Below are 16,965 nucleotides of genomic sequence, written 5' to 3'. Positions count from 1 at the left end.
CAGTATGCGGCACGACGACACCGGCCGATCGACCGCCGGCACCGTCGGCGGGCCCGGCCGGATGTCCAGTCGGCCCGGCCGGGTGCTCAGTCGGCCTGGGCGGCCAGTTCGCGGGCGCGGTCCCGGGCGGCCTCCAGGGCCTCCAGCAGCGCGGCGCGGACCCCGTGCCGCTCCAGCTCCCGGATGGCGGAGATGGTGGTACCGGCGGGTGAGGTGACCGCCTCGCGCAGCTTCACCGGGTGCTCGCCCGAGTCACGCAGCATCACCGCCGAGCCGATCGCGGTCTGCACGATCAGGTCGTGGGCCACCTGCCGGGGCAGGCCGAGCAGGATGCCCGCGTCGATCATCGCCTCGACCAGGAGGTAGAAGTACGCCGGGCCGGAGCCGGAGAGGGCGGTCACCGCGTCCTGCTGCGACTCGGGCACCCGGAGGGTGGCCCCGAGCGGGGTGAACATCTCCTCGGCCAGGGCCAGGTGCGCGCCGGTGGCGTGGGCGCCCGCCGAGATCGCGGTCATCGCCTGGTCCACCAGGGCGGGGGTGTTGGTCATCACCCGCACGACCGGGGTGCCCTCGGGCAGCCGGCGGGCGAAGAAGGTGGTCGGCAGGCCGGCGCAGAGGGAGATCACCAGCTTGTCAGCGGGGACCTTCGGGCCGATCTCCGCCAGCAGGGCGGCGGCGTCCTGCGGCTTCACCGCGACGGCGAGGACCTCCGCCTCCGCCACGGCGGTGTGGTTGTCCACCACCCGGACGCCGTACCGGGCGGTCAGCTCCTCGGCCCGGCTGGGTCGCCGCGCGGTGGCCAGCAGCCGGTCCACCGGCCAGCCCGAACGGAGCAGCCCGGAGAGCACCAGCTCGCCGATCTTGCCCGCACCGATCACCGCGACGGTGTGCACCGGCGTCGCCATCGGCCGTACCCCCTCCATGACGGCGGCGACGCGGCGGGCCCTGCGGCCCACCGCGTCGCCGGCTACGACGATCAGCTACCGAAGAAGACCTCGGCCTCGGCGTACCGCTCCAGCGGCACGGTCTTCAGCTCGCGGGTCGCGTCGGCCAGCGGCACCCGGACGATGTCCGTGCTCTGCATGGCGACCATCTTGCCCCAGTCGGCCTCGTGCACGGCGTCGATCGCCTGGAGCCCGAGCCGGGTGGCGAGCACCCGGTCGAAGGCGGTCGGGGTGCCACCGCGCTGGATGTGGCCGAGGACGACGGTCCGGGCCTCCTTGCCGGTCTTCGCCTCGAGCTGCTCGGCCAGCCACTGGCCGATGCCGCCGAGCCGGACGTGACCGAAGGAGTCCAGCTCCTGGTTGTGCAGGACCATCTGGCCGTCGATCGGCTGGGCGCCCTCGGCGACCACCACGATCGGGGCGTACTGGTGGTCGAACCGCTTGTTGACGTACCCGGCGACCTGCTCGACGTCGAACTTCCGCTCGGGAAGCAGGATCACGTTCGCGCCACCGGCCAGGCCGGCGTGCAGGGCGATCCAGCCGGCGTGCCGGCCCATCACCTCGACCACCAGGGTGCGGTGGTGGCTCTCGGCGGTGGTGTGCAGCCGGTCGATGGCCTCCATCGCGATGTTGACCGCGGTGTCGAAACCGAAGGTGTAGTCGGTGGCCCCGAGGTCGTTGTCGATGGTCTTGGGCACCCCGACGACGTTGACCCCCAGCTCGTGCAGCTTGGTGGCGACCCCGAGGGTGTCCTCCCCGCCGATCGCGATCAGGGCGTCCACGCCCTGCTCGGCGAGGTTCTCCTTGATCTTCTCGACGCCGTTCTCGATCTTGAACGGGTTGGTCCGGGACGAGCCCAGGATGGTGCCGCCCCGCGGCAGGATGCCCCGCACCTCGGCGATGCCCAGGGGCTTGGACAGGCCCTCCAACGGGCCCTTCCACCCGTCCCGGAAGCCCACGAACTCGTGACCGTAGGTGCCGACACCCTTACGGACCACCGCGCGGATGACCGCGTTCAGACCTGGGCAGTCGCCGCCGCCGGTGAGCACGCCGATACGCATGATCTGCTCATCCTCCCGAAGCATCAGGTAAGCCCGGATTGTGCCCCAGGATATGGGTCAGGTCAGACCGATCGGCACCGTTGCCGGCCCGGGGCGGGCCGTCACTGCGAACTGTAGTCGGCGTGCTCGTCGGCCGACCGCGCGCCCCGGGTGCCGGGGGCCTCGTCGGCACCGGACCGACCCGTTCCCCCCGGCCCCGCGGGCCGGGCCCGGCCGAGCAGGGTGGTCACGGTGCCGCTCGCCGCGTCCCAGTAGTCGGCGGCGATCGCGTGCACCTTGATCAGGGTCAGCCCGGGGGTGTCCGGCCCGGCGGGGAACCAGGCCGCCAGCGCCGGCCGCCACAGCCGCTCGACCCGCGCCCGGTCGTACCCCTCGCCGGCGATGCCGGTCAGCGCCACCCAGAAGGCGTGCCGCTGGTCCGTGAAGGCCACGTTGACCTCGGGGTTGACCCGGATGTGGCGGAGCGTGGCCGAGCCCGCGTGCGCGAAGAACCACAGGTCGCCGTCGAACTCCTCCTGGGGCAGCCCCATCGGCCGACTGACCAGGCGACCGTCGAGGTCGATCGTGGTGAGCATGGCGACCCCGGCCCGCCGGACCAGGTCGGTGACCCGGCGGCGGGCCTCGGCGGCGGCGGTCGGTCCACGGCTCATGGCGTACCCCTCGCATCGACGGCGACAGTCGAACCGGTGCCCCGGACAGAACCGGTCAAACCTGCTGTTCGGCACCTCCCGACGGATCGCCCCGCCGGCCGTCAGCCGCCGGTCATCGCCCGCCAGCGGGCCAGGTTGTGCCGGGCGTCGACCAGGGCGTCGTGCCGGGCCGACGCGGCCTCCGGCAGGCTCGGCCGGCCCCGGTCGTCCCAGAGCTGGCGCAGCTCCTTGGTGAACCGGGGAATCTCCCGGGGCAGCGCCGGCATCGCCCCCCAGAGCTGGGCCAGCGCCACGTGGTCGTAGGCGGCGTACCAGGCCCACAGCTCCACCTGCTCGCCGGGACGCCCCCGGACCGGCTCGACGAGGAACTCGTACAGCTCGTCGCGGATCCGCTCCCGGGACCGCCACGCCCGGTCGGCCGGGGACGGCAGTTTGTCGAGCACGTTACGGCGTACCCAGGGGATCGCCCGGGAGTCGTCGAACTCGGTGGAGACCGCGTAGAACTCGCGGCCGTACTCGTCGACGACGCCGATCGACACCAGGTCGACGAGGTGGCCGTCCTCGATGAACTCGCAGTCGTAGAAGTAGCGGTAGACCATCCGTACCATCCTCGCCCACCTCGGGTGCCGCCCCGACGCCGGGGGCCCGGCGTCGGGGCGGCGGTCCGCCGCCGGCCGGTCGGCTGGTGGCCCCTCGGCCGGTCGGTCCGATCCCGACCGACGGTCGGGTCGTCCGACACCGCCGTCGGTCCCGGCGCAGGTCGCGGCTGTCACGCAGGTGATTTGAGGGGTGTACAGCAAGCGACCGGGACGTCATGATCTGATGTGTACCGTCACCGGCCGCCGAACCGGTTCACCAGTCGCCTCGCAGCGGGGGCTGTCAGGTTCACCAGGCTGCGAATTGGTCCTTAACCGGGGAGGGGTCAGGACGTGGAGATGCGCCTGCCGGAGCCGGGTGACGCGCTCACGGGTGTCGACATGTTCGCCGGCCTGGAGCCGGAGGTCCGGCAGCGGGTGATCGCGGCGGCGGTGCCCCGCACCTACCGCAAGGGCCAGTTGCTCTTCGTGGAGAACGACCCGGGCGAGTCGCTGATCGTGCTGCGCCGGGGAGCCGTGGCGGTGTTCCGGACCGCGCCGACCGGCGAGCGCGCCGTGCTGTCCGTGGTCCGCCCACCGGACGTGCTGGGCGAGGTCTCCCTGCTCGACGCCTCCACCCGGTCGGCGTCGGCCGAGGCGATCGAGGACTGCACCGCCCTCGCCCTGTCCCGGGGCGCCTTCATGGAGCTGGTCCACTCCAACCCGCGCATCCTCGACGCGGTGATGCGCTCACTCGGCGGACTGATCCGCCGGCTGACCGAGCAGAACGCCGACCACGTCTTCCTCGACCTGCCCGGCCGGGTGGCCAAGACGCTGGTCCGGCTGGCCGGCGAGAGCCAGGCCCCGATGATCACCATCGAGCTGAACCAGAGCCAGCTCGCCGAGATGGCCGGCGGCTCCCGGCAGAGCGTCAACCAGGCCATCGGCTCGTTCGCCAGCCGGGGCTGGCTGCGGACCGAGGGCCGGCGGATCGTCGTCACCGACGTGGCCGCGCTGCGCCGCCGCGCCGGCATGAGCGACCGCTGACCTGGTCCGACAGCCAGCTCGGCACCCTACGCCAATTCCGACATACAACCCACCGGACCGCCCCGCCGGCGGGGCGGTCCGCGCCGCCGACGGGGTCGCCGAACCGGTCCGATCGGCCGCCCGGCATGGACGCGTCCGGGGCCGCCGCGCTTGCGTACTTTGGCAGACGCGACACAAGACACTCCCGGAAGTCGCCCGGTCGTGTCACGATTCAGAGCACGGCGTGTGGGTCGGCGCGCGGGGCTGGACGCGGGCGCGACGCGGCGCGCGGTGAGGAGGATGTCCGGTGTCATCGGGTGGGGCCCGCCGGGGTCGGCGGGACAACGGGCTCGACGCGAGCGAGTACGCCGTCGCCGGCGACGTGGACCCGCGTGTCGGCGAGCACCTGCTCGACGTGCTCGCCGCCGGCGGGATCGCGGCCTATCTCCAGCCCTCCGCCGACCTGAACCCCGTCACCCGCACCACCACCGTGCCCGCCCGCCCGGTCGACCGGCTGTACGTCGACCGCTCCCACCTGACCACCGCCCGGGACTACCTCACCCAGCTCGCCGACGAGGCGACGCCGGAGCGCTCCCGCGACGCCGAGCCCGACATCGACGCCGAGTGGGCGCGCATCGTCGCCGGGTACCACGACTCCACCGCGCCGGCCGACCGCCGTCCCTGGCCGGCGGCGGAGGACGTGGAGGACGACGGGCCGGCCGGCGCGACGGCGACCCGCACCGGCACGGAGGACGGCAGCACCTCGACCGCCACCGACGTCCGGCGGCTGCCCTACGCGGCCGACATCTCCGGCATCTCCGTCGGCCGGGACCGGGACCGCGTCGACGAGCCGTCGCTGCTGGACGGGCTGGACACCTTCGGCGCGCACCTGCCCGACGACGACGCGGACGAGCGCTACGTCCCCCCGCCCCCGCCCCCGCTGCCCCGGGTGTCGAAGTACGCCGTGGTGGGCGTGCTGGCGATCGTCCTGGGGTTCGTGCTCTTCCTCTTCCCGTCGCTGCTGCCGGTGGACCGGTCGGTGGTCACGCTGCTGGGGTTCACCGGCATCCTCGCCGGGTTCGTCACGCTGATCATGCGGCTGCGTCCCGGTGACGCCGATGACGACCCGGACGACGGCGCGGTCGTCTGAGCCCGCGGCGGATGACGCCGCGTCGTCGCACCGTGACCGGATGCCGGGACGTGGTCCACCTGACGGACCGGCGCAACAGTGGTGTAACTTACCGTCAGTAGGAATACCGCTGTCCGTCACTTCCCCCACCGGCTGCCTGGTTTTCCCTCCCTCGTGGCGGTTGGTCTCGGCTGATCGGAATGCCCCGAGATGCGACAGAGTTCCCTCGTAGTGGTGGCGATGCGCCTCCCCATCGATGACAGTGTGGCTCCCGACGGCGCCTGCGAGTGGCGCCGCAGCCCGGGTGGACTCGTGAGCGCCCTGCACCCCCTGCTCCGGCAGACGCCCGCCACCTGGGTGGGCTGGGCCGGCGGGAGCGGCCCGGCGCCGAGTCTGCCGGACGTGGACGGCGTGCGGATGCACACCGTCCCCCTCACTCTCGACGACCTCCGGGACCACTACGAGGGCTTCGCCAACGCGACCCTGTGGCCCCTCTACCACGACGCCGTCGAGCAGCCGGAACACCACCGTCGCTGGTGGGAGGCGTACCAGCGGGTCAACCAGCGGTACGCCGAGGCGACCGCGGCGGTGGCCGAGCCCGGCGCGATCGTCTGGGTGCAGGACTACCACCTGCAACTGGTGCCCGGCCTGCTCCGGGCGCTCCGTCCCGACCTGCGGATCGGCTTCTTCCTGCACGTGCCGTTCCCGCCCCCGGAGCTGTTCATGCAGCTCCCCCGCCGGGCGGAGCTGCTGCGCGGGATGCTCGGCGCCGACCTGGTCGGGTTCCAGCGGGCCCAGGCGGCGCACAACTTCGCCCAGCTCACCACCAAGGTCCTTGGCGTCTCCGCCACCGACCGGCGGATCGCCGTCGACGACCGGGTGGTCCGCATCGGCGCCTTCCCGGTCTCCATCGACACCGTCGAGATGTCCGCGCTGGCCGGCAGCCCCGAGGTGGCCGAGCGGGCCCAGCGGTTCCGCCGGGACCTCGGCGACCCCGCGCACGTCATCCTCAGCGTCGACCGGATGGACTACACCAAGGGCATCGAGCAGCGGCTCACCGCGTACAGCGAGCTGCTGGCCAGCGGGCACGTCAAGGTCCGGGACACGGTGCTGGTCCAGGTGGCGGTGCCCAGCCGGGAGCGGGTCGGGCAGTACCAGGTCCTGCGGGACCGGGTCGAGCGCGAGGTGGGGCGGATCAACGGCGAGTTCGGCCGGGTCGGCGAGCCGGCCATCCACTACCTCACCCAGCCCTTCGACCGGGCGGAGCTGGCCGCCCTGTACCGGGTCGCCGACGTGATGGCGGTGACTCCGCTGCGTGACGGGATGAACCTGGTCGCCAAGGAGTACGTGGCCGCCCGGGTCGACGACAGCGGCGCGCTGCTGCTCAGCGAGTTCGCCGGGTCCGCCACCGAGCTGTCCCAGGCGTACCTGGTCAACCCGCACGACCTGGAGGGGTTGAAGCAGGGGTTGCTCTCCGCGCTGGAGGCCGACCCGGCGGACGTCACCGCCCGGATGCGGGCGATGCGGGCGCACCTGCACCGGTACGACATCCGGGCCTGGGCCCGCTCCTACCTCAGCGCGCTGGACGAGGGCGGCTCGCTGCTGCACCGCCTGGGCGGCCCCGCCTGAGCCACGGGCCGCCCGCGGGGTGAGCCCCCGGGGTCGTCCGCGCCCGCCGGGCCGGCGGCGGGCGACCCCGGCTCACACCTTGGCCAGCCAGTCCAGGATCGCGTCGATCGGCTCCGGCCAGCGTGCGTCGAGCATCAGGTCGTGCCCCATGCCGGGGAAGAGCAGCGGCGCGGAGCCGTACCGCCGGGCGGCCCGGGTCAGCGCGGCGGGCGGCACCACCCGGTCGTCCGGGCTGCCCAGCACCAGCACCGGCGGGGCGCCCACCGCCGGCTCCGGCGCGCGGTGCGCCAGCAGTTGCCACTGGGCCCGCCGCCCGGCCCGGCCCAGCCGGGAGACGTACTGGCGGGCCTGCGGGTCGGGCAGGTCGTGGCTGAACAACTGCCGACGGGTCAGCCGCAACGGGCCGCCGAAGACGGCCGGGACGGTGCCGGCCGGGTTGTGCCGCAGCGCCGCGCCGAGGGTGCCCCAGCCGCCGAGCACCGGGGCGACCAGCACCGCGGCGCGGGCCGGGTAGCGGGCCAGCGCGTGCGCCACCACCAGCGCCCCGGCGCCGTGCCCCACCAGCACCGCCTGGCGCGGCAGGCTCGCCGCCGCCTGGGTCACGTCGTGCACGTACGCGCGCAGCGTCGCCTCCGGCGCCGGGGCGCTGCCGCCGTGCCCGCGCAGGCTGACCGCGTACGCCGGGAAGCCCCGGGCGGCGGTGTGCCCCAGCCAGTGCTCGGCGAAGGCCCAGGCGCCGTGGCCGAACCCGGGGACGAACAGCAGCGGCGGACGCCCCTCCTCCAGCTCGGGCAGGGCGCTGACCATCTCCCGGCGGGCCGGCCGGACCGGACGGGCCCACTCCCGGCCCCGCAGGATCCGCACCCGCCCGGTCCGCGCGCTCACGCCGCCTCCAGCTCGTCCAGGGCGCGCTGCACGGCGCGCAGGTACTCGGTGTGCGCCACCTCGAAGACGTGCCGGCTGCTCGACACGACCCGGCCGGCGTACCGCTGCCCCGCGCCGGCCGTCACCCGGGCGGCGAACGCCGCCGCCCGCTCCGGGCGCTCCACCCGCTGCCGCAGCAGCCGGGCGAAGAGCACCGCCTGCCAGTGCGACAGCGGGAAGAGGCCGGAGTCCGACTGCACCAGCCCGACCACGGCGAGCGTCGGCTGGCCGGGGGCGAAGGCGTTGAGCCAGAGCCGGGGCTGCCCCGCCCCGTCGTCGCCGAGCAGCGACGGGTCGAGGAACTCGAATCGCGGCAGGTACCCGGTGGCGAAGACGACCAGCTCGGGCTCGATCTGCCGGCCGTCGGTCAGCTCCACCGAGGCGCCGTGGAACCGGGCGACGTCCGGCACCGGGGCGATCCGGCCGTGCCCGACGTAGTGGACGAGCTGGCTGTTGACGATCGGGTGCGTCTCGTAGACCTTGTGGTCGGGCCGGGGCAGGCCGAAGCGGGTGAGGTCGCCGACGGTGAGCCGCAGCGCGAGGCGGTGCAGCCACCGGCGTACCGCCAGCGGCACCCGCCACGCGAGCAGCCCGTCGTTGACCTGGTCGGCGGGGCGGCCGAGCAGGTACTTCGGGGTGTACCAGTAGCCGCGCCGGGTGGAGTGCCAGCACTGCGACGCCTGCTGGGCGGCCTCCACGGCGATGTCGCAGCCGGTGTTGCCGCCGCCGACCACCAGCACCCGCTTGCCGCGTACCTGGGTGGCGTCCTTGTAGGAGGAGGCGTGCATGATCTCGCCCCGGAACTGCTCCAGCCCCTCGTACGCGGGCAGCTTCGGCGACCAGTTGTGGCCGTTGGCGATCACCACGGCGGCGTACCGGGAGGTGCGTTCCGGGCCGTACCCGCCGGTGGAGCGGGTGGTGACGTCCCACCGGTCCCCGGCGACCGGCTCGACCCGGATCACCTCGGTGCCGAACCAGATGTGCGAGCGCAGGTCGAAGTGGTCGGCGTACCGCTCGAAGTAGGACAGGAGCTGGCCGTGGTGCGGGTAGTCCGGCCAGTCGTCGGGCATCGGGAAGTCGGGGAACTGCGTGAACGGCCGCGACGAGATCAGGTGGGTGCTGGCGTACACCGGGCTGCGGTCGTGCCGCCAGTTCCAGGCGCCGCCGACGCCGGTCTCCCGCTCGTAGCAGTCGACCCCGAAACCGTGCTCGCGGAGGTTCTTCAGGGCGGCCAGGCCGCTGGCGCCCGCGCCGATCACGCAGACGGTGTCGCCACGGTCGGAGACGGAGCGACCGTCCGGGGCCAGCGCGACCGTCGCGTCGGGGTCGGGACGGCCGTGGTCGGTGGAGGAGGACACCCGGGAAGACTCCTTATGTGCGGCACCCGTGCCGGTCGATGCGAAATCCTCTCCACATCGACGCCGGTTGTCCAGCGCGGCACGCGGCGCGCCGCAGCGGCGTTCAGTCGGTGACCGGCAGGCGCAGGTCGACCAGGATCGGGAAGTGGTCGCTGGCCCGGCGGGTCTGCGGGGTGTCCACCACGTCGTAGTCGAGCACGGCGATCCGGGGGTCGACGAAGAGCGCGTCGATCCGGCGGCGCGGGTCGGCGCAGGAGTAGGTGAGCCGGTCCGCCCGGTCCATCGCCACCGCCGTGTCGGTCAGCCCCTCGGCGAGGGTGGCCCACGCCGGGCCGTCCGGCCCCTCGTTGACGTCCGCTCCGGCGATCACCGGCCACGGCGCCCCGGCGAGGTCCTGTCGCAGCGCCCGCGCCTGGGCGGGTCGTTCCGCCGGGTCGGTGGACAGGTGCGAGCCGGCCAGGGTGAACCGGGCACCGCCCACCAGGCAGTCGGCGAACGCCGCGCCCCGCAGGTGCCGCCCCGGGGTGAGCGGGAACCGCCGGCACCGGGTGTCGAGCACCCGGACCCGCAGGCTGGTCAGCAGGACGTTGCCCAGCGACGGCAGCCCGCCGGCCGCGACGACCAGCCCGAACGACGCGGCCAGGGCGGCGTTGCGCTGCCGCCAGCGGAACCGGCGCGCGCCCTCCTGCACGATCACCACGTCCGGCTCGGCGGTCCGGACCACGGCCGCCAGCGCCGCCGCGTCGTCCCGCTGGCCGTGGACGTTGTACGACACCACCCGCAGCCGCACCCCGTCGGCCGGGGTGCCGGTGGACATGCTCACCCGTTGCTCCTCGCGTTTCCCACGACGCGTTCCCTCACGCGCGTTCCCTACAGCCGGCGGGCCAGGTCGGCGGCGCCGATGACGCCGGCGCTGTTGCCCAGCTCGGCCGGACGGATGTCGGCCACCGGCAGCCGGCGGCGCTGGGCCAGCGCGTCGGCGAAGGACCGGCGGGTGGGGCCGAGCAGCAGGTCACCGGCGTCGATCACGCCACCGCCGACGACCAGCACCTGCGGGTCCAAAATCTGGGCCATGTCGGCGAGGCTGGTGCCCAGCCAGCGGCCGATCTGGGCGAACGCCTCGGAGGAGACCGGGTCGCCGCCCTGCGCGGCGGCGGTCACCATCGGGCCGGTGATCGCCTCGGCCTCGCCGCCGGCCAGGCGCAGCAGGGCGGTTGCCCGGTGCGGCTCCTGGCGGGCCCCGGCACGGGCGAACCGGACCAGCGCGTTGCCGCTGGCGTACTGCTCGATGCAGCCGAGCCGGCCGCAGCCGCACTGGTGGCCGTCGGGGACGGTGAGCATGTGGCCCAACTCGGCGGCGATGCCGTGGGCGCCCCGGACCAGGTCGCCGCCGAGCACGATCCCGCCGCCGACGCCGGTGCCGATGGTGAACATGACCATCGAGTCCTCGGCGTCGCGGGCCGCGCCGTGGCGGAACTCGGCCCAGGCCGCGACGTTGGCGTCGTTCTCCACGATCACCGGCAGGCCGACGGCGTCGCTGACGTACTGTCGCAGCGGCTCGTCCCGCCAGGCGAGGTTGGGGGCGAAGAGCACGGTGGAGCGACTCGCGTCGATCCAGCCGGCGGCACCGATCCCGACCGCGTCGATCGCGCGGCCGGCGGCCAGTTCGGTGACCACCTCGATGATGACGTCCCGGGTCTTGCCGACGTCCTCGGCGGGGGTGTCCCGTCGGACCTGCACCAGCACCGCGCCGGTGTCGTCAACGACACCGCCGGCCACCTTCGTGCCACCGACGTCGACTCCGATGGTCAGCGTCACCGCTGCCACTCCCCTCTGCTGTGCTGCCGGCCCCGCACCGGCGGTGCCGGTCGGGACGGGATGTCCGGTGGTCAGGCCCCGTCGCCCGGTGCGTGCTCACCCGTGTCGGGCGCCCGGGTAGCGGGCACCACGGGACGGTCGGCCGGCGGCCGGCCCGTCGCCGGCTCGCCCGGCCCGTCGCCGTCGACGGGCGGTACGGTGGCGGCCCGAGCAGCCGCGTCCCCGGTACGGGTCGCGGCGGACCAGACGTCATGCTCCGGCGCCGGTGCAGAATCATGCCCGGTACGGGTGGCCTCGCGCCAGACGTGATCCGCTTCCGCGTTCGCACCGGGTGTGCCGGTGTCACCGGCGGCGGCGGTGGACGGCGGCGGCGCGGCGGGGTTGGGCGACGACGGTGGTCGATCGTCGGGGCTGGCGAAGGCCCGCAGCAGGCTGGCCACGCCGGCGGCCAGATCCCCGGCGCCGGTGGCGAGCCGCTCGGCGAACTCCGGGCTCGGGTCGCGCATCGCGACGATCGCCCGGCAGACCGGGCAGACGCAGCACTCGGGCGTGCCGGTGGCGAAACCGCCCGGGGCGGCGGGGTCGGGACGGGGTGACCCGCCCTGGCCCGCGCTGTGACCGAGGACACCCGAGAGCATCCCACCGAGCGGACCCCAGGGCGACGCCCCGGCCGCGGACGAGGCCGTCCGGGCCGCGGCGAGCAGGGTGGCGACCAGCCGCTCCGCCTCTTCCCGGGCCGAACCCGGTTCCGTACCACCCATGGTGGGCTCCCTACCGTGGCGACCGTGCCGTCGGGCGCGTCACTGCGCGGCTCCGGGTGTCTCTACCCGGCGCTTGAGTTGCTTCAACGCGGCATCCATGATCATTTTCTCCGCCTTGCGGCGGAACATCCCGAGCATCCCGACGGAGAGCTCCACCTCCAGCGTGTAGGTGACCGTCGAGGTGCCGTCCGGGTTGCCGACGATGTCGTACGAGCCCACCTGGGAGCGCTGCATCTTCGAGGGCGCGACCAGGTGCCACTCGATGCGGGACAGGTCCTCGGAGTAGGCGTACGCCAGGGTGTAGTCGTCGGCCATCACCCCGGCGTCCAGGGTGAACCGGACCTGGCTGGCGTACCCGTCCTCGTACTCCTCGACCACCTCGACCCGCTGGACGGCCTCGGTCCACTCCGGGTACCGGGGGAAGTCGCAGATCACCGCCGCCACCCGCTCCGGTGGCGCGGCCACGACGATCGACTGGGTGGAGGAGTCGGCCATGTGGGGAGGCTACCCGGCCCCGCCCGACCCCGCGCCGGGTGCCACCCTCGGCCCGGGGCCCGCCGCCGTCACCAGGGGCGCCCCGGGTGCCCGCACCGGCCTGCCTGCCCGCGTCCACCGGGTGGGCGGGTAGGTTTCCACAGAGCCGGCCACCCGTTCGCCGCGCCGGTGACCGGGCCCGTACGAGCACGAGGGAGCGTCAGGGTGCGCGAGTTCTCCGTCCCGCCGATCGTCACCGTCGGCGACGCGGCCAACCTGACCGACCCGGTCTGGGCCAACGCCGAGGCCGCCCCGGACACGGTGCAGTTCGTCCGGCCCGACCCGGCCGGCGGGCCGGACTGGGTCGACGTGACCTGCCGCCAGTTCCGCGACGAGGTGGTCGCGGTGGCCCGGGGCCTGGTGGCCGCCGGGATCGCACCGGGCGACCGGGTCGCGCTGATGAGCCGGACCCGCTACGAGTGGACCCTGGTCGACTACGCGATCTGGGCGGCCGGCGCGGTGACCGTGCCGATCTACGAGACCTCCAGCGCCGAGCAGGCCGCCTGGATCCTGGCCGACTCGGGCGCGGTGGCCGCCGTGGTGGAGAGCAACGCCCACGCCACCCTCGTCGCCGGAATCCGCGACCGGACCCCGCAGCTCGGCACGGTGTGGCAGATCGAGCTGGGTGGGGTGGCCGACCTGGTCGCCGCCGGCGAGTCGGTCGACCCGACCGAGATCGAGCGGCGACGGGCCGCGCTCAGGGCCGACGACCTGGCCACCATCATCTACACCAGTGGCACCACCGGCCGGCCCAAGGGCTGCGTGCTCACCCACCGCAACATGTACGCCGACATCGCCAACGCGGTGCCGGTGCTGCCGAACCTGTTCAACGCCGGGGCGGCCACGCTGCTGTTCCTGCCACTGGCACACGCCTTCGCCCGGCTGATCCAGATCGGCGTGGTGCAGGCGCGGGCCACCATGGCGCACAGCGGCGACCCCACCAACCTGGTCGCCGAGCTGCAACGCTTCCGCCCGACCTTCGTGCTGTCGGTGCCCCGGGTCTTCGAGAAGGTCTACAACGGCGCCAAGCAGAAGGCCGAGGCCGGCGGCAAGGGCCGGATCTTCGAGCGGGCCGAGAAGGTCGCCATCGCCTGGAGCGAGGCGCAGGACACCCCGGGCGGGCCCGGTCTCGGGCTGCGCGTCCAGCACGCGCTCTTCGACCGGCTGGTGTACAGCAAGCTGCGCGCCGCGCTCGGCGGCCGGTGCCGGGACGCGATCTCCGGCGGGGCGCCGCTGGGCGCCCGGCTCGGCCACTTCTTCCGGGGCGTCGGGGTCACCGTGCTGGAGGGGTACGGCCTGACCGAGACCTCCCCCGCCGCCGCGGCGAACCTGCCCGACGCCACCCGGATCGGCAGCGTGGGCCGCCCGCTGCCCGGCGTGACCATCCGCGTCGACGACGACGGCGAGATCCTGATCGCCGGTGACCTGGTCTTCCAGGGGTACTGGCACAACGAGGAGGCCACCGCCGAGGCGCTCACCAGCGACGGCTGGTTCCGCACCGGCGACCTGGGCCAGCTCGACAACGACGGGTTCCTCAGCATCACCGGCCGGAAGAAGGAGATCATCGTCACCGCGGCCGGCAAGAACGTCGCCCCGGCCGTGCTGGAGGACCAGGTCCGGGCGCACCCGCTGATCAGCCAGTGCGTGGTGGTGGGCGACCGGCAGCCGTTCGTCGCGGCGCTGGTCACCATCGACGAGGAGGCGTTCCCGGCCTGGCGGGAGTCGGCCGGGCTGCCGGCCGGGGCCACCGTCGAGCAACTGCGGGACGACGAGGCGCTGCGGGCGGAGGTCCAGGGCGCGATCGACGCCGCCAACCAGGCCGTCTCCAAGGCGGAGGCGATCAAGCAGTTCCGGATCCTGCCCCGGGACTTCACCGAGGCGACCGGCGAGATGACCCCCTCGATGAAGGTCCGCCGGCAGGTCGTCCAGAAGACGTACGCGCCGGAGATCGCCGACATCTACCGCCGCTGACTACGATCCGTCACGTGCCCGCCTCGACACCCACCCGCCCGCACCCCCACCCGCATCCGCTGGCCGTCGCCGCCCGGTTGGTGATGCTCGCGCTGGTCGCGGTCCTCACCGTGCTCGCCACCGACGGCGCCGGACAGCTCTGGTGGGTGGCGCTGCTCGCCGCCGCCGGCCTGCCCGCCCTGCTGGCCCCCCAGCACCGGTTGCTCGGCCCGCTCAGCCGGGTCGCCGAGGCGGTGGTGCTCGGGCTGGCCGCCAGCCAGGTCGCCGCCGTCGGCACGACCGGCGCGGCGGCGTACGGCCTCGGCGCGTCGGCGGTGCTGCCGTACCTGGCGGTGCCGGTGACCGTCACCGCCCTGCGCCGCCGCTTCGTCGAGGGCGCCGTGCTGCTCGGCGTCACCGCGACCACGCTGGTGGTGTGCGGCGTGGTGACCCGGGTCGACGGCGTCCGGCAGCTCACCCAGCCCGGCTACCTCGCGGTCTGCGCCCAGTGGCTGCTGCTGGCCGGGTTGGGCCTCTACACCGCGAGCGTGCTGCACCAGCTCATGCGGGTCCGGGGCGAGGGCAAGCCGCAGCCGTACGCCGAGGCGACCCGACTGCTGACCCAGCTACGCACGGTGGCCCGGCAGCTACCCGGGGCCACCCTGGACCCGGGCGGCATCTCCGAGCACCTGCTGGAGGAGCTGCGGACCGTCGCCCGCGCCGACCGCGCGGCGGTGCTCTCCGCCAGCGGCGGCGGCCGGCTGGTGGTCCTCGCGCAGGTCGGCGCGGAGCGGGTGGACTGGGAGACGACGCTGGACGCGGACTCGGCGATCGCCGACGCCTGGGCCAGCCAGCAGCCGCAGACCGCCGCCCGGTCGCAGGCCCGCTCGCACTGCGGCGGGGACGTCTCGGCGCTGATCGTGCCGCTGGCCGCCGGGGTCCGCACGGTCGGCCTGGTGGTGCTGGAGGCCGACGCCCCGCAGGCGTACCCGCCGCCGGTGGTGTCCCGGGTGACCGCGCTGACCGGCCCGGCCGCGCTGCGGCTGGAGGCGGCGCTGCTCTTCGACGAGGTGCGCTCGCTGGCCACCAACGAGGAACGGCAACGGCTGGCCCGGGAGATCCACGACGGGGTCGCCCAGGAACTGGTGATGGTCGGGTACGGCATCGACAACGCCCTGGCCACGGTGCACGACGACACCGAGGAGACCGCCGAGTCGCTGCGTACCCTGCGCCAGGAGGTCACCCGGGTCATCACCGAGCTGCGGCTGAGCCTGTTCGAGCTGCGCAGCGAGGTGGACCGGCACGGTGGCCTGGCCGCCGCGATCGCCGAGTACGCCCGGACCGTGGGCGCCTCCGGCGGGCTGCGGGTGCACCTGTCCCTGGACGAGTCCACCGCCCGGCTGCCCGCCGCCACCGAGGCCGAGCTGCTGCGCATCGCCCAGGAGGCGGTGACCAACGCGCGCAAGCACGCCGGTGCGGCGAACCTCTGGGTCACCTGCGAGGTCGATCCCCCGTACGCCCAGATCGAAGTGTCGGATGACGGTCACGGTATCGCTGACCAGCGGCCCGACGGGCGCTACGGTCTTGCGATCATGGCCGAGAGGGCGGAACGTATCCGGGGCCGGTTGGAGATCAGGCCACGGCAACCCAGCGGGACGACCGTGGCGGTGGTGGTCGGCTCCTCGCCCCGGCGCGATAACGTGCGCGGTAGCGCAGCAGCAGCCGCAGCAGAAGGGGAGTAACCCGAGGATGACCACTCCGACACCGGCCACCCGTACCAAGGTCCTCCTTGTCGACGACCACGACCTGATCCGCAAGGGCCTACGGCACGCCTTCGAGCGTGACCGGCAGTTCGAGGTCGTCGGCGAGGCCGCTACCGCGGCGGAGGGCGTACGCCAGGCCGGTGCCCTCCAGCCGGACGTGGTGATCATGGACCTGCGCCTGCCCGACGGCAGTGGCCTGGAGGCCACCCGGGCGCTGCGCAAGTCCAGCGCGTCGATGGGGATCGTCGTGCTCACCATGTACGCCGGCGACGACCAGCTCTTCGGCGCCCTGGAGGCGGGGGCGAGCGCGTTCGTGCCGAAGACCGCCCCGGCCGACGAGGTGGTGGCCGCCGCCCGGCACGCCGCCTCCTCCCCCAGCGCGTTCACCGCCGCCGACCTGGCCGAGGCGATGAAGCGCCGGCTGGCGCCGTCCGGCCCGCAGCTCTCCCCCCGGGAGGGACAGGTGCTGCGGCTGCTCGCCGACGGCATGAGCGTGGCCGGCATCGCCAAGCAGCTCTTCGTCAGCGAGTCCACCGCCAAGACCCACATCTCGAAGCTGTACGAGAAGCTGGGCGCGGCCAACCGGGCGCAGGCGCTGATGACCGCGCTGCGGCTCGGCCTGCTGGAGGCGCCGGACGCCCCCAAGTTCTGACCCGGACACCGGGGACGAAGGCCCGCTCCACCACCGGTGGGGCGGGCCTTCGTCACGTTCAGCGACCCGGGTGGTGCCGCTCTTCTCAGCCGGGCACGGGGCGGGCAGAATACCCGGGTGACCCGCGCAGGTGATGATTCTCGCGTTATCGGCAAAACGGATGAGAACCCGGAGCGGCCCGACTGGAGCCC

The 16,965-nt window shown here is 74.1% G+C and carries 16 protein-coding genes; 6 read left to right on the top strand and 10 right to left on the bottom strand.

Translation table 11 applies throughout. From position 1 onward, the window contains the following. Window positions 1–86: 86 nt before the first annotated feature. From proC to ACQUFX_RS02440, 4 genes are all read right to left on the bottom strand, one after another. A complete protein-coding gene (proC, locus tag ACQUFX_RS02455) occupies window positions 87–905 on the bottom strand; it encodes a pyrroline-5-carboxylate reductase (RefSeq protein ID WP_067368625.1) in 819 nt (272 codons plus the stop codon). 71 nt (window positions 906–976) lie between these two features. Then, on the bottom strand, window positions 977–2,005 hold the full coding sequence (locus tag ACQUFX_RS02450) for a 6-phosphofructokinase (RefSeq protein ID WP_428966836.1): 1,029 nt from the start codon (window positions 2,003–2,005) through the stop codon (window positions 977–979). 101 nt (window positions 2,006–2,106) lie between these two features. Next, window positions 2,107–2,655, bottom strand: coding sequence for a pyridoxamine 5'-phosphate oxidase family protein (locus ACQUFX_RS02445; RefSeq protein WP_428964417.1), 549 nt, complete (start codon window positions 2,653–2,655; stop codon window positions 2,107–2,109). A gap of 101 nt (window positions 2,656–2,756) precedes the next feature. Next, entirely contained in the window at window positions 2,757–3,254 is a 498-nt protein-coding gene (locus tag ACQUFX_RS02440; protein WP_067368610.1) for a polyadenylate-specific 3'-exoribonuclease AS, read from the bottom strand. 330 nt (window positions 3,255–3,584) lie between these two features. Between ACQUFX_RS02440 and ACQUFX_RS02435 the strand changes: the two genes are divergently transcribed. The 3 genes from ACQUFX_RS02435 (at window position 3,585) to ACQUFX_RS02425 (ending at window position 7,014) form a co-directional block, all read left to right on the top strand. Then, window positions 3,585–4,277, top strand: coding sequence for a Crp/Fnr family transcriptional regulator (locus ACQUFX_RS02435; protein WP_067368608.1), 693 nt, complete (start codon window positions 3,585–3,587; stop codon window positions 4,275–4,277). Between the two features lie 286 nt (window positions 4,278–4,563). Next, window positions 4,564–5,406, top strand: coding sequence for a DUF308 domain-containing protein (locus tag ACQUFX_RS02430; protein ID WP_428964416.1), 843 nt, complete (start codon window positions 4,564–4,566; stop codon window positions 5,404–5,406). Between the two features lie 189 nt (window positions 5,407–5,595). Beyond that, window positions 5,596–7,014, top strand: coding sequence for an alpha,alpha-trehalose-phosphate synthase (UDP-forming) (locus tag ACQUFX_RS02425; RefSeq protein ID WP_428964415.1), 1,419 nt, complete (start codon window positions 5,596–5,598; stop codon window positions 7,012–7,014). A gap of 72 nt (window positions 7,015–7,086) precedes the next feature. Here ACQUFX_RS02425 and ACQUFX_RS02420 read toward each other — a convergent pair whose 3' ends face one another. The 6 genes from ACQUFX_RS02420 to ACQUFX_RS02395 form a co-directional block, all read right to left on the bottom strand. Next, complete coding sequence (locus ACQUFX_RS02420) at window positions 7,087–7,821, bottom strand: alpha/beta hydrolase (RefSeq protein WP_428966835.1); 735 nt, start codon at window positions 7,819–7,821, stop codon at window positions 7,087–7,089. 74 nt (window positions 7,822–7,895) lie between these two features. After that, complete coding sequence (locus ACQUFX_RS02415; RefSeq protein ID WP_428964414.1) at window positions 7,896–9,296, bottom strand: flavin-containing monooxygenase; 1,401 nt, start codon at window positions 9,294–9,296, stop codon at window positions 7,896–7,898. Between the two features lie 103 nt (window positions 9,297–9,399). Next, window positions 9,400–10,113, bottom strand: a complete 714-nt coding sequence (locus ACQUFX_RS02410) for an endonuclease/exonuclease/phosphatase family protein (RefSeq protein WP_428966834.1) — start codon at window positions 10,111–10,113, stop codon at window positions 9,400–9,402. A gap of 53 nt (window positions 10,114–10,166) precedes the next feature. Further along, window positions 10,167–11,123: an ROK family glucokinase gene (locus tag ACQUFX_RS02405; RefSeq protein ID WP_428964413.1), complete on the bottom strand. Its 957-nt coding sequence runs from the start codon at window positions 11,121–11,123 to the stop codon at window positions 10,167–10,169. Window positions 11,124–11,185: 62 nt separating this feature from the next. Next, window positions 11,186–11,875, bottom strand: coding sequence for a hypothetical protein (locus ACQUFX_RS02400; protein ID WP_428964412.1), 690 nt, complete (start codon window positions 11,873–11,875; stop codon window positions 11,186–11,188). Window positions 11,876–11,914: 39 nt separating this feature from the next. Then, the gene (locus ACQUFX_RS02395) at window positions 11,915–12,370 is read right to left on the bottom strand and encodes an SRPBCC family protein (RefSeq protein ID WP_428964411.1); all 456 of its coding nucleotides are present in this window, start codon (window positions 12,368–12,370) and stop codon (window positions 11,915–11,917) included. A 204-nt stretch (window positions 12,371–12,574) separates the two neighbouring features. Here ACQUFX_RS02395 and ACQUFX_RS02390 point away from each other — a divergent pair, with 204 nt between their 5' ends. From ACQUFX_RS02390 to ACQUFX_RS02380, 3 genes are read left to right on the top strand one after another with little or no spacing between them, the layout of a single operon-like run. After that, on the top strand, window positions 12,575–14,380 hold the full coding sequence (locus ACQUFX_RS02390) for an AMP-dependent synthetase/ligase (protein ID WP_428964410.1): 1,806 nt from the start codon (window positions 12,575–12,577) through the stop codon (window positions 14,378–14,380). A 14-nt stretch (window positions 14,381–14,394) separates the two neighbouring features. Next, a complete protein-coding gene (locus ACQUFX_RS02385) occupies window positions 14,395–16,101 on the top strand; it encodes a sensor histidine kinase (protein ID WP_428964409.1) in 1,707 nt (568 codons plus the stop codon). 7 nt (window positions 16,102–16,108) lie between these two features. After that, complete coding sequence (locus tag ACQUFX_RS02380) at window positions 16,109–16,774, top strand: response regulator transcription factor (protein WP_067368580.1); 666 nt, start codon at window positions 16,109–16,111, stop codon at window positions 16,772–16,774. Window positions 16,775–16,965 lie beyond the last annotated feature (191 nt).

The sequence above is a fragment of the Micromonospora fluostatini genome (assembly GCF_050410825.1).
In the GTDB taxonomy this organism is placed as follows: Bacteria; Actinomycetota; Actinomycetes; order Mycobacteriales; family Micromonosporaceae; genus Micromonospora; species Micromonospora rosaria.
Note: the sequence above shows the minus strand (reverse complement) of the source record. Positions and strands in the feature narration are given on the sequence as shown.

What these genes read in the sequence shown, in the direction of transcription:
- proC (WP_067368625.1), bottom strand. Translation starts at nt 905, where the DNA reads ATGGCGACGCCGGTGCACACCGTCGCGGTGATCGGTGCGGGCAAGATC.
- ACQUFX_RS02450 (WP_428966836.1), bottom strand. Translation starts at nt 2,005, where the DNA reads ATGCGTATCGGCGTGCTCACCGGCGGCGGCGACTGCCCAGGTCTGAAC.
- ACQUFX_RS02445 (WP_428964417.1), bottom strand. Translation starts at nt 2,655, where the DNA reads ATGAGCCGTGGACCGACCGCCGCCGCCGAGGCCCGCCGCCGGGTCACC.
- ACQUFX_RS02440 (WP_067368610.1), bottom strand. Translation starts at nt 3,254, where the DNA reads ATGGTCTACCGCTACTTCTACGACTGCGAGTTCATCGAGGACGGCCAC.
- ACQUFX_RS02425 (WP_428964415.1), top strand. Translation starts at nt 5,596, where the DNA reads ATGCGACAGAGTTCCCTCGTAGTGGTGGCGATGCGCCTCCCCATCGAT.
- ACQUFX_RS02420 (WP_428966835.1), bottom strand. Translation starts at nt 7,821, where the DNA reads ATGGTCAGCGCCCTGCCCGAGCTGGAGGAGGGGCGTCCGCCGCTGCTG.
- ACQUFX_RS02410 (WP_428966834.1), bottom strand. Translation starts at nt 10,113, where the DNA reads ATGTCCACCGGCACCCCGGCCGACGGGGTGCGGCTGCGGGTGGTGTCG.
- ACQUFX_RS02400 (WP_428964412.1), bottom strand. Translation starts at nt 11,875, where the DNA reads ATGGGTGGTACGGAACCGGGTTCGGCCCGGGAAGAGGCGGAGCGGCTG.
- ACQUFX_RS02395 (WP_428964411.1), bottom strand. Translation starts at nt 12,370, where the DNA reads ATGGCCGACTCCTCCACCCAGTCGATCGTCGTGGCCGCGCCACCGGAG.
- ACQUFX_RS02380 (WP_067368580.1), top strand. Translation starts at nt 16,109, where the DNA reads ATGACCACTCCGACACCGGCCACCCGTACCAAGGTCCTCCTTGTCGAC.